The organism is Streptomyces sp. BYX5S, assembly GCF_054724165.1.
On the sequence record NZ_CM138829.1, the window covers coordinates 574038 to 588914 of the forward strand.

The following is a 14877-nucleotide window of genomic DNA, read 5'->3' on the forward strand; positions in this document are numbered from 1 at the left end:
ATGGGTGCGGGCCACGCCCACCAGCTCTACCGCGCCGGGACCTCGCCCGTGCACGGACTGCCGCCGCACACCAAACTCGCGGCCGTCTTCTGCTTCGTCCTCGTCGTCGTCTCCACGCCGCGCGAGGCGATGTGGGCCTTCGGCCTGTACGCGGTGCTGCTCGCGGCCGTGGCGTACGCGGCGCGGGTCCCGGCGGGCTTCCTGCTGAAGCGGCTGCTCATCGAGGTCCCGTTCGTGGCGTTCGCCGTCCTCATGCCGTTCGTGGCGGAGGGCGAGCGCGTCCAGGTGCTCGGGATGTCGCTGAGCGAGAGCGGGCTGTGGGGCGCGTGGAACGTGCTCGCCAAGGGCACCCTCGGCGTCGCCGCCGCCGTCCTGCTCGCCTCGACCACCGAACTGCGCGAACTGATCCTCGGCCTGCAACGCCTCAAGCTGCCCCCGCTCCTCGTCCAGATCGCCTCGTTCATGATCCGCTACGGCGACGTCATCACCGACGAGATGCGCCGCATGAAGATCGCCCGCCAGTCGCGCGGCTTCGAGGCGAAGGGCGTCCGGCACTGGGGCGTGCTCGCCAAGTCGGCGGGCGCGCTGTTCATCCGCTCCTACGAGCGCGGGGAGCGGGTGCACCTCGCCATGGTCAGCCGCGGTTACGCGGGGACGATGCCGGTGATCGACGATCTGGCGGCCACCCGCGCGCAGTGGTCGTACGCGCTGACCCTGCCGGGTGCGGCGCTCGTGGTGTGCCTGATGGGATGGACGCTGTGACTGATTCCTCCGTACCCGCCTCCCTGGACGTCTCCGGGCTCGCCTTCGCCTACCCCGACGGGCACCAGGCCCTCTTCGGCGTCGACCTCACCATCGGCAAGGGCGAGCGGGTCGCGCTGCTCGGGCCGAACGGCGCGGGCAAGACGACCCTCGTCCTGCACCTCAACGGCATCCTGACCGGCGGCGCGGGCACGGTCACGGTGGCCGGGCTGCCGGTCTCCGCGAAGAACATGGCGGAGATCCGCCGCAAGGTCGGCATCGTCTTCCAGGACCCGGACGACCAGCTGTTCATGCCGACGGTCCGCGAGGACGTCGCGTTCGGCCCGGCGGCGGCGGGCATGAAGGGCGCCGAGCTGGAGGCGCGGGTCCGCAAGGCGCTCGCGCTGGTCGGCATGGAGGAGTTCGCGGACCGCCCGCCGCACCACCTCTCCTTCGGCCAGCGCCGCCGGGTGGCGGTGGCGACGGTCCTCGCGATGGAACCGGAGATCCTCGTCCTCGACGAGCCGTCCTCCAACCTCGACCCGGCCTCCCGCCGCGAACTCGCCGACATCCTGCGCTCGTTGGACGTCACGGTCCTGATGGTCACGCACGACCTCCCGTACGCCCTGGAGCTCTGCCCCCGCTCGGTGATCCTCAGCGGCGGGGAGATCGTGGCGGACGGGCCGACGGGCGGGCTGCTCGGGGACGCGGACCTCATGGCGGCGCACCGCCTGGAGCTGCCGTTCGGCTTCGACCCGCGGTCGGTGGCGGACCCCGCGATGTGATCGATCATCCGGAATGCGGGGGCGGCGCCCCCTGTTGCACCCTTTCGTGGACACAGCAGTGAACGGCACGACGGCCCCCGGATTCGACGGCGTACGCACGGCCTTCGGTGAGAACTTCGCGGCCCGTGGTGAGCGCGGCGCCGCGCTCGTCGTGTACCGGGACGGCCACCGGATCATCGACCTGTACGCGGGCACCCGGGACGTCGACGGGGACGAGGAGTGGCAGCCGGGGACGGCCCAGCTCCTGCGCTCCGGCACCAAGGGGATCGCCGCCGCGGCGCTGCTCCTGCTCCACCAGCGCGGCGAGCTCGACCTCGACGCGCCCGTCGGCGCGTACTGGCCCGAGTTCAAGGCGCACGGCAAGGAGGACGCCCGCGTACGGGACGTCCTCGCCCACCGGGCGGGGGTGCCCGCCCTCGACCGCCCGTTGACCTTCGCCGAGGCCGCCGACCAGGACCTGGCCGCGGCGGCCGTCGCCGCGCAGGAGCCGTTCTGGGCGCCCGGGACGGACCACGGGTACCACGCGCAGACGTACAGCTGGCTGACGGCCGAGCTGGTGCGCCGCGTCACGGGCCGCACCATCGGGGAGTACGTCGCCGAACGGATCGCGGGCCCGGTGGGCGCCGACGTGTGGATCGGTCTCCCGGACGGGCAGGCCCACCGGGCGGGCCGGGTCGGGCCGGTGGAGCCGCCGGCCACCGCAGAGGGCCTCCGCGCCCGCCCCAAGCGCGCCATCCGCGAGGCGTACGAGAACCCTGAGTCGCTCACCCGCCGCGCCTTCGGCACGATCGCCCCGGCGGCGGACGAGAACGACCCGGCGTACCGCGCGGCGCAACTCGCCGGCTCCAACGGCATCGGCACGGCGGAGGGCCTGGCCCGCTTCTACGCCTCGCTCATCGGCGAAGTCGACGGCGGCGCCCGCCTGTTCACGCCGGAGACGGCGGAGCGGGCCCGCGCGGAACACTCCGCGGGGCCCGACCGCACGCTCATATCGCCGTCCCGCTTCGGCCTCGGCTACATGCTCCACGGCATCGCGTCCCCGCTCCTGTCCCCGCACTCCTTCGGCCACCCCGGCCGCGGCGGCGCCCTCGGCTTCGCCGACCCGGAGACGGGCATCGCCTTCGGCTACGTGACGAACGGAATGCGCACGGGCGTCACGGCGGACCCGCGGGCTCAGGCGCTGGTGAAGTCCCTGCGGGAGGCGCTGAACGCGGGTTAGCGTCCGCGTATGAAGCGATTCGAGGGGTACGGGGTGCTGATCACCGCCGCCGGGCGCGGCATCGGCGCCGCCACCGCGCACCGGCTGGCCGAGGAGGGCGCGAGCGTCCTCGTCAGCGACATCGACGAGGCGGCGGCCGGGAAGGTCGCCGCGGAGATCCGTGAACGGGGCGGTACGGCGAGGGAGTTCGGCTGCGACGTCGGGGACCGGGCCGCCGTCGAGGCGGCCGTCGCGTGCGCCGTCGAGACCTTCGGCCGGCTCGACGTCCTCGTCAACAACGCCTACTCCTGCCATCCCGACGCCCCGCTCTTCGAGGACGAGGACGAGGAGGTGTGGGCCCGCGACCTCGATCTGACCCTCACCGGCGCCTACCGGTGCGCGCGGGCCGCGCTGCCGCACCTGGCCGTCTCCGGCCGCGGCGCCATCGTCAACATCGGTTCCGTGAACGGGATCCAGGACTTCGGCAATCACGCGTACAGCGCGGCGAAGGCGGGGCTCGGGTCCCTGACGCGGACCCTGGCCGGGCACGCCGGGCCGCGGGGCGTGCGGGTGAACCTGGTCGCGCCCGGGACGGTGCGGACCACGGCGTGGGCGGGGCGGGACGAACAGCTCGACCGGATGCGGACGTTGTATCCGCTCGGGCGGGTCGGGGAGCCGGAAGACATCGCGGCGGCGGTGGCGTTCCTGGCGTCCGGGGACGCGGGGTGGGTGACAGGGGTGACGTTGCCGGTCGACGGCGGGACGACCGCGGTCAGCAGTGGCTTCATGGCCCTGCGCGGCTGACGCCACGGGGCTCCGCTGCTCCATCGCCGCAGGGGCTCGAAACGAAAAGGGGTGGACGGGGGCGATCGTCAATGGCCAAGCTGCACGCATGAGTTCACTCGTGCGCCACATCAGCTTCGACTGTGCCGATCCGTATGTCCTGGCGACGTTCTGGGCCGCCGTGCTGGACGCCAAGGTCTCCGACGAGGACGCCCCGGGCGACGACGAGGCGCTGGTCGAGAGCGCGAACGCGACGCTGCTGTTCATCCGGGTCCCGGAGGGCAAGAGCGTGAAGAACCGGGTGCACCTGGACCTCCAGCCCCAGGACCGCAGCCGCGACCAGGAGGTCGACCGCCTGCTGGCCCTCGGCGCCACCCTCCACGAGGACCACCGCCGCCCCGACGGCCGCGGCTGGGTCACCCTCCACGACATCGAGGGCAACGAACTCTGCGTGGAACGCGGCCCGATCCCGGACCACCCGGCCCCCTCCGGCGACTGAGGAGCGGACCACCCTCACCCGGCGTGCAGCATCAGGCCGATGCCCGCCACCACCACACCCGCCGCGACAAGCCTCGCCGCGCCGAACCGCTCCTTGAAGAAGACCGCCCCGATCACCGCCCCGACGATGATCGACGACTCCCGGAGCGCGGAGATCGGGGCGAGGTCCGCGCGGGTCTGGGCCCAGAGAACCAAGCCGTACGCGAGGACCGAGAGCGCCGCGCCCAGCAGCCCCCGCCCCGCGAACGGCCGCAACCGCCCCACCAGTTCGCCGCGCCAGCGGTACACCGCGTACACCGGCACCGCGATCCCCTCCAGCACCATCAGCCACGCGATGTAGCCGACCGACGACCCCGAGGCCCGTACCCCCAGGCCGTCCACCACCGTGTACGACGCGATCGACACGCCCGTCGCCAGCGCCGCGCCCAGCGCCCGCCAGTCCGGCCGCCGCCCCGACCCCCGCAGCCCCCACACCGCGAGCCCCGTCAGCCCCGCGCAGCACACCGCCACGCCCGCCGCCTGCCAGCCGCCCGGCACCTCGCCCGCGAAGACCGCCGCGAGCACCGTCACCACCAGCGGCGCCGTGCCGCGCGCGATCGGGTAGGCCTGCCCGAAGTCGCCGAGCCTGAACGACGTCATCAACAGCGCGTAGTACGCGATGTGCAGGAGCGCCGACGCCACGAGGTAGGGCCACGCCCCCGCCGCCGGTACCGGCGCGAACAACGCCAGGACGAGACCGATCAGCGTTCCGCCGCCCGATATCAGCGTGAAGCCGACCAGCTTGTCCGTGATGTGGTGGGCCAGCGCGTTCCACGACGCGTGGGTCACCGCGGCGAGCAGGACCGCCGCGGTGACCACCGGAGTCATTCGCGCACGTCCACGAGCGCGGCGCCCGCGTGCGCGATCAACTCCTTGGGCTCCATGGGGAAGACGGCGTACGGGCTGCCGGCCGCCGCCCACACCGTGTCGTGCCCGAGCAGCGAACGGTCGGCGAGGACCCGGGTCTTGTGCGCGTGACCGAAGGGCGGGACGCCGCCGATGGCGTACCCGGTGAACTCCCGCACCACGTCCGCCTTCGCACGCGTCACCTTCTCCGCGCCCAGCTCGGCGCGGACGAGGTCCAGGTCGACCCGGGACGCGCCGTCCATCAGGACGAGCACCGGCACCCCGTCCGCCGCGAAGATCAACGACCTGCAGATCTGGCTGAGTTCGCAGCCGATGGCAGCCGCCGCCTCCTGCGCGGTCCGGGTCGCCTCCGGGAAGCGGCGTACGCGCGGGAGGAGCTCGGCCAGGCCCATGGCCTCGGCCGCTTCGGCGAAACGGGGGTGCGCTGCTGTCGTCATGCCCCGCACGCTAGCCCTCCGTGTACGGGGCACGCGACCCTGTTTCGGCCCTCGGTCAGCCGCCCGCCAGCAGCATCTTGCGGACGACCGGACCCGCCGAGTCGCCGCCGTGCCCGCCCTGCTGGACCACGGCCGCCGCCGCGAGGTCGCCCCGGTAGGCCGTGAACCAGCCGTTGGGCTCCTTCTGCCCGTCGACCTCCGCCGAACCGGTCTTCGCGCCCATGTCGGCGCCGAGCCCGGACATCGGCTTCACGGCCGTCCCCGCGACCGCCGTGTAGTGCATCAGGTCGCGCAGCTTCGCGGCCGTCGAGGCGGACAGCGGCTTCGCCGCCTTGGCGAGCGTCCGGTTGTCGACGTCCGGCGAGACCAGGTACGGCTGGCGGAACGTGCCGGACTTCACCGTCGCCGACACCGACGCCATGTTCAGCGGGTTCATCCGGACGCCGCCCTGCCCGATCAGCGAGGCCGCCATCTGCGCCTGCGACTGCACCGGCACCGCGCCGTCGAAGCTCGACACCCCGATCGACCAGTTGTTGAGGCCGAGGCCGAAGACCTGTTGCGCCTGCTTGGTCAGCGAGTCGTCGTCGAGCTTCGGGGCCTGGCTGATGAAGGCGGTGTTGCAGGACGCGGCGAAGCTCGCCTTGAACGTGCCGTTCTTGATCTGGAACTTGTCGTCGTTCTGGAACTTCCAGTGCCCGTACGTGAAGTACTTCGGGCACGGGTGCTTCTTGTCGACGTCCGCGAGGTTCTTGTCGAGCAGCATCGACGCCGTGACGACCTTCATCGTGGAGCCGGGCGCGAGCGAGCCCTGGAACGCCGTGTTGAAGCCGGGGTTGGAGTTCGCCACGGCGAGGATCTCGCCGGTCGACGGCTTCACGACGACGACCGAGGCCTTCTCGCGCGAGCCGACCTCCTTCTCGGCGGTGGCCTGGAGCGCCGGGTCGAGCGTCGTCTTCACGGTGCCCGGCGTGCCCTTGGAGAGGGTCAGCAGCGTCTTGTCGGGCAGCGCGTTCTTGTCCGACTTCCCCTCGGACTTCCCCCGTACGACGCGCAGTTCGACACCGGCGGTGCCGCCCGCCTTCTTGCCGTACTTGTCGCGCAGGCCGTCGACGACGGTGGCGAGCGAGGGGTACTTCTTCGTGTCCAGCTCGTCCCCGGCCCGGTCCACGGCCTTGACCGGCGGGTCGCCGGCCTCGCCGGTCGCCAGGTGGTCGCCCTCCTTCAAGTCCGGGTGCAGCACGGACGGCTGCCAGTCCACGAGGACCTTGCCGTCGCTCTTGCGGCGCTCGGTGGTCAGCGCCGAGTCGTACGCGAACGGCTTGGTCAGCTCGGCCGACGACGTCCCGGAGCCGTTGCCGTCCTTGTACTTCACCGTGGACGTGACGTGGAAGGGCAGGCCGGCGCCCTTGCGGGTGCCGGGCGTGAGCTTCAGCCCGGTGAGGTGGGCGTCCTCGGCGAGGGCGGCGAGCGCCTTCTTCGCGGCGGTGGGGTCGTTCGTGTACGTGGCGGCCTTCGCGGCGTCCCCGGCCTGCCACGCGGTGAGGAACCCCTCGGCGGTGGCCCGTACTTCCTTCGCGGAGGGCGGGCCCGTCGGCACCTCGGGCCTGCCGTCGTCCGCCGATGCGGAGGTGCTGCCCGTCGACTCCCCGTTCCCGATCAGGGCGTACGCGCCGACGCCGGCCCCGATCACGGCGACGGCGGCGACGCCACCGATCACCAGGGCGTTCGTGTTGCGCCGCGTCTCACCGCGACGCCTGCCTCTGCTGCCCACCTGAGTCCTCCGGAGATCTACGGGTGGCCCAGGGTACGGGGTGGTCCTGAGCGCACTTTCCACAGGACTGAACGACGTGGTAGTGGCGGCGGATGCGTCTGTTCGCCCTTGTTGAGGCTTTGTTACGCCCTGATGCGTATGTCCTCTACGTACCCGACCGCAGCACCGTCGCGACGATCGGGCCCGCCGCGTCGCCGCCGTGTCCGCCGCGCGGCACCGTCGCCGCGGCCGTGACGTCGCCGGTGTAGCCCGCGAACCAGGAGTTGGCGTCGCCCTGCCCGTCGACCTCGGCCGAGCCGGTCTTGGCGCCCTTGTCGCCGGGGACGTTCGCCATGGCCGTGGCGGCGGTGCCGCTGGTCGCGGTCAGCCGCATCATCTGCCGGAGCTGGTCGGAGGTGCCGGGCCGCAGGCCCTTCGCCGTGGCGAGCGGGTGGTCGTCGACCTTGCGGGAGACGAGGACGGGCTGGTGGAACGTGCCGGTGATGGCGGTCGCCGTGACGGACGCCATGTTGAGCGGGTTCATCTGGACCTTGCCCTGGCCGATCATCGCGGCGGCGTCGTCGGAGTCGCCGGGCAGCTCCACGGAGCCGTCGCGGGAGACGATCCCCGTCTTCCAGTCCTTGCCGAGGCCGAACCGGTCCTCCGCCTCCGCGGCGAACTTCGCCGCGCCCAGGTCGTCGGAGAGCTTGATGAAGGCGGTGTTGCAGGACCGCGCGAAGCTGTCGGCGAGCGTCGCGTTCTCGTTGGCCCGCAGGCCCTTGAGGTTGCGGAAGGTCTGGCTCATGGCGACGGCCGAATCGGGGCAGGGCGCCGGGCCGTTCGCCGAGGTGACCCGGTTGTCGATCAGCGCCGCCGCGGTGAGGATCTTCATCACGGAGCCGGGCGCGGTGCCGCCCTGGAACGCCGCGTTGAACTCGCCCTTCGCCTGGTTGGCGACCGCCAGCACCTCACCGGTGGACGCCTTGACCGCCACCACGGACGAGTCCGGGTACTTCCTCACGGCCTGCTCGGCGGCCGCCTGCGTGGTCGCGCTGATCGTCGTGCGCAGTTTGCCGGGCTCGCCCTCGGCGAGCGTGAGGAGCGTCTTCGCGGTGGTGGTCTCCCCGTTCGCGTCGGTCCGCTCCACGTACGTCTCGATGCCGGACGAACCCCCGGCGGAATCCCCGTACTTGGCGCGCAGCTGGTCCAGGACGGGGCCGAGGGAGGGGTACTTGTCCTTCGTCAGCACCGTCCCGTTCCGGTCGACGGCCTCGATCGACGGCACGGCCGCCTCACCGGTGACGAGCGTGTCGCCCGCCTTCATCGCGGGGTGCACCAGGGTCGGCGACCAGTCGACCAGCGCCCGCCCGGTGGTCTTGCCGCGGACGACCGTCAGCGAGGAGTCGTACGCCATCGTCTTCGTCCTCTTGCCGTACGTGACGGTGGCCTTGACGTGGAAGGCGACCTTCGCGCCGTCCGCCTTCGTCGCCGTCAGTTCGGTGCGGGTGATGTGCGCCCTGTCGTGCCAGTCCTCCAGGACGCGCATCGCGTTGTCGGCGTAGTCCGTGAGCCGCGCCGCGGCCGCCGGATCGTTCTTCGCCCACGCCTCCAGGAACTGCTCCGACGTCTCCTTCACCTCGTCGCCCGACGGCGGCCCCGACTTGTACTCCGAGCCCTGCGACGACACGGTGTTCCCGCCCGTGACCGCCGTGACGAGGTTGTACGCCCCGTACCCCGCGCCGCCCACCATCACGGCGAACACCCCGCCGACGACGGCGACCTTGGCCCCCTTGCGCATGAAGCGCCCCCTCCCCAGGTTTACGGAAGGGACTGTAAGCACGTCGGGTGGCCGGAGAGCCGCGAGTTCCGCAGATGATGTCCGAAGGTGTCCGGATTGAGATCACAAAACTGACCGAAAGCGACTCACACCCAGGTGTCCAGCCACATCCGTGAACGCCAGGAGTCGATCGGGATCGCGTCGCCGGTGTAAATGGGCCAGAAGTAGATGAAGTTCCAGGCGATCAGCAGGACCAGCGCGCCCGCGCCCGTCGCGCCGATCACCCGGCGGCGCTCCGACGAGCCCGGTTTGCCGATGATCGCGCCGAGCATCATCGCCAGGGCCAGGCAGAGGAACGGGGCGAAGACGACCGCGTAGAAGTAGAAGATCGTGCGCTCCTGGTAGTGGAACCAGGGGAGGTAGCCCGCCGCGATGCCGCACAGGATCGCGCCCGCCCGCCAGTCGCGGCGGAAGAACCAGCGCCACAGCACGTACAGGAGCGCGAAGCAGGCCGCCCACCACAGCAGCGGCGTGCCGAGCGCGAGGACCTCGCGGGCGCACTTCTCGGTGGCGTCGACGGGGCACCCCTGTGCGCCGGGCTTCGGCGACTCGTAGAAGTACGAGACCGGGCGGCCGTCGACCATCCAGCTCCACGGGTTGGACTGGTAGGTGTGCGGCGAGCTGAGGTTGGTGTTGAAGTTCCACACCTCGTGCTCGTAGTGCCACATGCTGCGCACCCAGTCCGGCAGCCACGTCCAGTTGCCGCCCTTGCCGTCGGTCACCGCCCAGTTGCGGAAGTAGCCGCCGGAGCCGTCGTCGGGGGAGAGGATCCAGCCGAGCCACGACAGCACGTACGTGGCGACGGCCACCGGGACCGTCGAGACGAACGCCGGGACGACGTCCCGCTTCAGCACCGCCAGGTACGGGCGCCGGGCCCCCGCCACCCGCCGCGAACCCACGTCCCACAGCACCGACATCAGGGCGAAGGCGGCGAGGAAGATGAAGCCGTTCCACTTCGTCGCGGCGCCGAGCCCGAGGCACAGCCCCGCGAGCAGCCGCCACGGGCGCCACCCCAGGCGCAGCGTCTCGGCGACCTCGGCGTCGGGGCGCGGCAGGCCGCGCTCGTCGACGGGCAGCGCGGCGGCCAGCCGTTCGCGCGAGCGCTCCCGGTCGAGCACCAGGCAGCAGAACGCCGCCACCACGAAGAAGACCAGTACCGAGTCGAGCAGCGCGGTGCGGCTCATCACGAACGCGAGCCCGTCGACGGCGAGCAGGCCGCCCGCCAGGCAGCCGAGGAACGTGGAGCGGAAGATGCGCCGCCCGATCCGGCAGATCATCAGCACGCACAGCGTGCCGAGGACCGCCGTCATGAACCGCCAGCCGAACGGGTCGAACCCGAACATCCACTCGCCGATGCCGATGACGTACTTGCCGACCGGCGGATGCACGACGTACGAGGCGTCGTGCGGGATGGGCACGTCTCCGCCCGTGGCCAGGATCTTGTCGTTGGCGTCCTTCGGCCAGTTCACCTCGAAGCCGCGGTGGATGAGCGCCCACGCGTCCTTCGCGTAGTACGTCTCGTCGAATATCACCGCCTTCGGGCTGCCCAGGTTCCAGAACCGCGCCAGGCCCGCGACGAGCGTGACCAGCAGCGGCCCCGCCCAGCCGACGATCCGCTCCGCCTGCGCCGCGCTGAACCGGCTGAGCCCGAACGACGCCCACAGGCGGCTGCCGAGCGGCGGGAACGGCGGCACCAGGCGCGTGCCCACGTCACCGCTTCTGGCCGTCTTCTCCCCAGCCCGGTATCCGAACCCGCGCAGCCCGCGCAGCCACGACGACTGCTCCGGCTCCGCGGTGGCGGCCTGCTCGGTCGGTGCGCTGGTCGGAGTCGCCCCGGACGACGACGCGGTACTGGTCACGCGCGCCATCGTAGGGAACCCGACTGTGCGAGTCCTGTCGCCCGCCCCTGCGAGACTGGAACAGTGACAGGAACCGCAGAATCCCCCGGAACCCTTGTACTGGCCGGCACCCCGATCGGTGACGTGTCGGACGCGCCGCCGCGGCTCGCCCAGGAGTTGGCCACCGCCGATGTCGTCGCCGCCGAGGACACCCGGCGCACGAAGCGGCTCACGCAGGCGCTCGGGGTGCAGGTCGGCGGGCGTGTCGTGTCGTACTTCGAGGGCAACGAGGCGGCCCGTACGCCGGAGCTGGTCGAGGCGCTGGCCGGCGGGGCGCGGGTGCTGCTCGTGACGGACGCGGGGATGCCGTCGGTGTCCGACCCCGGGTACCGGCTCGTCGCGGCGGCCGTAGAGCGGGACATCCGGGTCACGGCCGTGCCCGGCCCGTCCGCGGTGCTCACCGCCCTCGCCCTCTCCGGCCTCCCGGTCGACCGGTTCTGCTTCGAGGGCTTCCTGCCGCGCAAGGCGGGCGAGCGCCTCTCCCGCCTCAAGGAGGTCGCCGAGGAGCGCCGCACCCTCGTCTACTTCGAGGCGCCGCACCGCCTCGACGACACCCTCGCCGCGATGGTCGAGGCGTTCGGCGAGGAGCGCCGCGCCGCCGTGTGCCGCGAGCTCACCAAGACGTACGAGGAAGTGAAGCGCGGCCCCCTGAAGGAACTGGCCGAGTGGGCCGCCGAGGGTGTGCGCGGCGAGATCACCGTCGTCGTCGAGGGCGCCCCGGAGAAGTCCGGCGACGACCTCACCCCCGATGAGCTGGTGCGCAGGGTGCGGGTGCGCGAGGAGGCGGGGGAGCGGCGCAAGGAGGCCATCGCCGCCGTCGCGGCCGACGCCGGGCTGCCCAAGCGCGAGGTGTTCGATGCCGTCGTGGCGGCAAAGAATGCGGCTCGGACCACCCCATAAGGGCGTAAAGGACTAACCTGAAAGGCAAAGCGAAGACCGCGCGCCGGGGCCTTTTCGGCAGGGAAAAGCCAAATCGAATCCAACAGTCGACAGGTCTTTTGCGCTCGGCCCCACGGAGGCGTCCACTGGTTGAAGGGGACGCACCCGTCCCCACGCTGCGTGAGCGCAGCGTTTGTCCAGCGGGCAAGAGGAGCTGGCATGAGCGAGTTCGCGGTCTCCAAGACACCCATCGGTGCACAGACGCCCCCGGTACCGGCAACGCCTCGCGGCACGGCGACATCCATCGCCCACGAGTCGTACTCCTTCGCCTGCATGCGCTGCGGGCACGGCTGGGAGCAGTCCTACGAGATAGAGCACCACGTCGACGGGGACGGTGCGGAGTTCGTCATGTACGTCGTCGAGGGCGAGCGGGTGCCGTCGCCGCTGACCCGGCCCACGTGCCTGAACTGCGGGGGCCACGTCGTACGCATCATGCGCGCCGGCCGGGTCTCCTCCGCCCGGGACGCGCTCCAGCACCACCGCACCCCGCAGGCCGGCCCCGTCGAGGTGCCGGAACCGGACGCGGCGGAGCGCGAAGGACACCACTGGCACCTGTCGGACCTCCTGCACCCCTTCAGCCACCACAAGCGGGACGCATGAGCGCGGCTTCGTAGGATCGGGGGCATGAGCCCCAGCACCAAGGACGTCACCCCGCCGCCGCTGCCCGCGCCCCTGGAGTGCGAGGTCGCCGACTCCCACACCCACCTGGACATGCAGGCGGGCACCGTGGAGGAGGCCCTCGCCAAGGCGGCGTCGGTGGGTGTGACCACGGTCGTGCAGGTCGGCTGCGACCTCGCGGGCTCGCGGTGGGCCGCCGAGACGGCCGAGGCGCATGCCGCCGTGCACGCGACCGTCGCCCTGCACCCCAACGAGGCGCCGCGCATCGTGCACGGCGACCCCGACGGCTGGTCCCGGCAGGGGGCGCGGGAAGCCCTCGGCGACGCGGGCCTCGACGAGGCGCTCGCCGAGATCGACCGCCTCGCGGCGCTCCCGCACGTGAAGGGCGTCGGCGAGACCGGCCTCGACTACTTCCGTACGGGGCCCGAAGGCAAGGCGGCGCAGGAGAAGTCGTTCCGCGCCCACATCGAGATCGCCAAGCGGCACGGCAAGGCCCTGGTGATCCACGATCGCGAGGCCCACGCGGACGTGCTACGCGTCCTGAAGGAAGAGGGCGCGCCCGAGCGCACGGTCTTCCACTGCTACTCCGGCGACGCCGAGATGGCTCAGATCTGCGCCCGCAACGGCTACTTCATGTCGTTCGCGGGAAACATGACGTTCAAGAACGCGCAGCCGCTGCGCGACGCGCTCGCGGTGGCCCCGCTCGACCTGGTCCTCGTCGAGACGGACGCGCCGTTCTTGACCCCCGCCCCGTACCGCGGTCGGCCTAACGCCCCGTATCTCATTCCGGTCACGCTGCGGGCCATGGCCGCGGTCAAGGACGTCACCGAGGAAGCCCTCGCGACGTCGGTCTCCGCCAATACCGCGCGCGCCTTCGATTACTGAGCGATAACGGTCGGGCGTGCTCACGTCCGGTCAGCTCCGGGCAAAGTCGCGACGCAGCGTAGTCGTGGTGCTTTGTTGAGTGACGACTGCTCCGCTAGGTTCTGCTCGCCCGATCCGGACCCTCCCGGGCCCGGACAGCCGTGAGTGCCTTGAGCCTGGAGCGTCGTCGTGAGTCATACGCCGCAGGAGACGTACGAGCCGCCGTACGAGCCGTACTACGGCGCGTACGACGGGTACGAGGGGCACGAGGGGGCGGCGCACGGTGCCTCGTACGAGGCCCAGGACTTCGCGGCCGCGCCGACCGAGCCGTGGCTGCCGCAGCCGACGGCGACGCCCGAGACCGGGCCCGCCCCCGAACCGGCGGCCGCGCCCCCCGGCGGGCGGGCCGCCGCGCGCCGCTCGGCGCGGCGCAAGAAGGCGGCGCCGCGGCCCGACGGGCTGCGCAAGCTGGTGCCGCAGGCCCTCGTCGTCGCGTTCCTCGCGGGCGGCACCTCCGCGTTCGTCGCCGACGACAAGGCGATCCGCCTCAGCGTCGACGGCAAGGAACGCACCCTGCACACCTTCGCCGACGACGTCACCGAACTCCTCGCCGACGAAGGCGTCGACGTCGGCGAGCACGACGTCGTGGCACCCGGCGCGGACGCCGCCCTCGCCAGCGGCGACGAGGTCGCGGTCCGCTACGGGCGGCCCGTCCGGCTCACCCTCGACGGACAGCGCCGCGAGGTGTGGACGACGGCGCAGACCGTGCACGGCGCGCTCAAACAGCTCGGGGTGCGGGCGGAGGGCGCGTACGTCTCGGCCTCCCGCTCCCAGCGGATCGCCCGGCACGGCCTGGCCCTCGACGTCCGCACCGAGCGCAGCGTCACGATCATGGCCGACGGCAACCGGCGCACCATCCGCACCAACGCGGCGACCGTGCGGGAGGCCGTCGCGGACGCGGGCGTCACGCTGCGCGGGCAGGACACCACGTCGGTGCCGCAGAACGGCTTCCCGCGCGACGGGCAGGTCATCACGGTGATGCGGGTGACCGGCTCCAAGGAGGTGCGCGAGGTGCCGATCCCGTACGCGACCGAGCGCACGGAGGACGACTCGCTGTTCCAGGGCACGGAGGTCGTCACGCGGGCCGGGGAGCCGGGGATGAAGCGGGTCACCTACGCGGTGCGGACGGTCAACGGGGTCAGGATGAAGCCGCGCCGGATCAAGCAGGAGGTCGTGCGGGAGCCGCAAACGCAGGTGGTGCGGGTGGGCACGAAGACCATGCCGGACTCGGTGGCCGGCGCGGACTCCCTGAACTGGTCCGGGCTCGCGGCGTGCGAGTCGGGTGGGCGGCCGGGGGCGACGGATCCGTCGGGGACGTACGGGGGGCTGTACCAGTTCGACACGCAGACGTGGCAGAGCCTCGGCGGCTCGGGGCGCCCCCAGGACGCGCCTGCCTCCGAGCAGACCTACCGCGCCAAGAAGCTCTACGTCAGCCGCGGCGCCTCCCCGTGGCCCCACTGCGGCTCCCGCCTGTAACGGGGTGACACCCCCGGGGCTCCGCCCCGGACCCCGCGCCTCAAACGCCGGCGGGGCTGGATGGGGGCTGCGGTCCCGGGTGTGGGT

Annotated in this window: 14 protein-coding genes; 9 read left to right on the plus strand and 5 right to left on the minus strand. The window is 72.2% G+C overall.

What is annotated here, in order from left to right; translation table 11 throughout:
• The 5 genes from cbiQ to ACYBSK_RS02645 all read left to right on the plus strand — a co-directional run bounded on the left by cbiQ (position 1) and on the right by ACYBSK_RS02645 (position 4006).
• On the plus strand, positions 1-762 hold the full coding sequence (gene cbiQ, locus ACYBSK_RS02625; protein ID WP_460245043.1) for a cobalt ECF transporter T component CbiQ: 762 nt from the start codon (positions 1-3) through the stop codon (positions 760-762).
• On the plus strand, positions 750-1526 hold the full coding sequence (locus ACYBSK_RS02630) for an energy-coupling factor ABC transporter ATP-binding protein (protein ID WP_460245044.1): 777 nt from the start codon (positions 750-752) through the stop codon (positions 1524-1526). Before cbiQ ends, ACYBSK_RS02630 begins: the two co-directional genes overlap by 13 nt.
• A 46-nt stretch (positions 1527-1572) precedes the next feature.
• Entirely contained in the window at positions 1573-2745 is a 1173-nt protein-coding gene (locus ACYBSK_RS02635; RefSeq protein ID WP_460245045.1) for a serine hydrolase domain-containing protein, read from the plus strand.
• A gap of 9 nt (positions 2746-2754) precedes the next feature.
• Positions 2755-3528, plus strand: a complete 774-nt coding sequence (locus tag ACYBSK_RS02640) for an SDR family NAD(P)-dependent oxidoreductase (RefSeq protein ID WP_460245046.1) — start codon at positions 2755-2757, stop codon at positions 3526-3528.
• Positions 3529-3616: 88 nt separating this feature from the next.
• Positions 3617-4006, plus strand: coding sequence for a VOC family protein (locus tag ACYBSK_RS02645; protein ID WP_457475189.1), 390 nt, complete (start codon positions 3617-3619; stop codon positions 4004-4006).
• A 14-nt stretch (positions 4007-4020) separates the two neighbouring features.
• Here ACYBSK_RS02645 and ACYBSK_RS02650 read toward each other — a convergent pair whose 3' ends face one another.
• From ACYBSK_RS02650 to ACYBSK_RS02670, 5 genes are all read right to left on the minus strand, one after another.
• Positions 4021-4872 carry an EamA family transporter gene (locus ACYBSK_RS02650; protein WP_460245047.1) on the minus strand — a complete coding sequence of 284 codons (852 nt, stop codon included), beginning with the start codon at positions 4870-4872 and terminating at the stop codon, positions 4021-4023.
• On the minus strand, positions 4869-5348 hold the full coding sequence (locus ACYBSK_RS02655; RefSeq protein WP_460245048.1) for a YbaK/EbsC family protein: 480 nt from the start codon (positions 5346-5348) through the stop codon (positions 4869-4871). The genes ACYBSK_RS02650 and ACYBSK_RS02655 overlap by 4 nt, the downstream gene beginning before the upstream one ends.
• 55 nt (positions 5349-5403) lie before the next feature.
• Positions 5404-7119 carry a penicillin-binding transpeptidase domain-containing protein gene (locus ACYBSK_RS02660; protein WP_460245049.1) on the minus strand — a complete coding sequence of 572 codons (1716 nt, stop codon included), beginning with the start codon at positions 7117-7119 and terminating at the stop codon, positions 5404-5406.
• Between the two features lie 145 nt (positions 7120-7264).
• Positions 7265-8896, minus strand: coding sequence for a penicillin-binding transpeptidase domain-containing protein (locus ACYBSK_RS02665; RefSeq protein ID WP_460245050.1), 1632 nt, complete (start codon positions 8894-8896; stop codon positions 7265-7267).
• A gap of 125 nt (positions 8897-9021) precedes the next feature.
• Positions 9022-10794, minus strand: coding sequence for a dolichyl-phosphate-mannose--protein mannosyltransferase (locus ACYBSK_RS02670; RefSeq protein WP_460245051.1), 1773 nt, complete (start codon positions 10792-10794; stop codon positions 9022-9024).
• A 63-nt stretch (positions 10795-10857) separates the two neighbouring features.
• Between ACYBSK_RS02670 and rsmI the strand changes: the two genes are divergently transcribed.
• The 4 genes from rsmI (at position 10858) to ACYBSK_RS02690 (ending at position 14790) form a co-directional block, all read left to right on the plus strand.
• Positions 10858-11733 carry a 16S rRNA (cytidine(1402)-2'-O)-methyltransferase gene (gene rsmI / locus ACYBSK_RS02675; protein WP_457475195.1) on the plus strand — a complete coding sequence of 292 codons (876 nt, stop codon included), beginning with the start codon at positions 10858-10860 and terminating at the stop codon, positions 11731-11733.
• A gap of 198 nt (positions 11734-11931) precedes the next feature.
• Complete coding sequence (locus tag ACYBSK_RS02680) at positions 11932-12372, plus strand: hypothetical protein (protein ID WP_457475196.1); 441 nt, start codon at positions 11932-11934, stop codon at positions 12370-12372.
• A 24-nt stretch (positions 12373-12396) separates the two neighbouring features.
• Positions 12397-13275 (plus strand): TatD family hydrolase, encoded by an 879-nt coding sequence (locus ACYBSK_RS02685; protein WP_460245052.1) that lies wholly within the window; start codon positions 12397-12399, stop codon positions 13273-13275.
• 168 nt (positions 13276-13443) lie between these two features.
• Positions 13444-14790, plus strand: coding sequence for a ubiquitin-like domain-containing protein (locus tag ACYBSK_RS02690; protein WP_460245053.1), 1347 nt, complete (start codon positions 13444-13446; stop codon positions 14788-14790).
• Positions 14791-14877 lie beyond the last annotated feature (87 nt).

Bases quoted from the DNA above. Each gene is read 5' to 3' on its own strand.
- ACYBSK_RS02655 (WP_460245048.1), bottom strand. From the start codon at position 5,348: ATGACGACAGCAGCGCACCCCCGTTTCGCCGAAGCGGCCGAGGCCATG.
- ACYBSK_RS02685 (WP_460245052.1), top strand. From the start codon at position 12,397: ATGAGCCCCAGCACCAAGGACGTCACCCCGCCGCCGCTGCCCGCGCCC.
- cbiQ (WP_460245043.1), top strand. From the start codon at position 1: ATGGGTGCGGGCCACGCCCACCAGCTCTACCGCGCCGGGACCTCGCCC.
- ACYBSK_RS02645 (WP_457475189.1), top strand. From the start codon at position 3,617: ATGAGTTCACTCGTGCGCCACATCAGCTTCGACTGTGCCGATCCGTAT.
- ACYBSK_RS02680 (WP_457475196.1), top strand. From the start codon at position 11,932: ATGAGCGAGTTCGCGGTCTCCAAGACACCCATCGGTGCACAGACGCCC.
- ACYBSK_RS02630 (WP_460245044.1), top strand. From the start codon at position 750: ATGGACGCTGTGACTGATTCCTCCGTACCCGCCTCCCTGGACGTCTCC.
- ACYBSK_RS02665 (WP_460245050.1), bottom strand. From the start codon at position 8,896: ATGCGCAAGGGGGCCAAGGTCGCCGTCGTCGGCGGGGTGTTCGCCGTG.
- ACYBSK_RS02640 (WP_460245046.1), top strand. From the start codon at position 2,755: ATGAAGCGATTCGAGGGGTACGGGGTGCTGATCACCGCCGCCGGGCGC.
- ACYBSK_RS02650 (WP_460245047.1), bottom strand. From the start codon at position 4,872: ATGACTCCGGTGGTCACCGCGGCGGTCCTGCTCGCCGCGGTGACCCAC.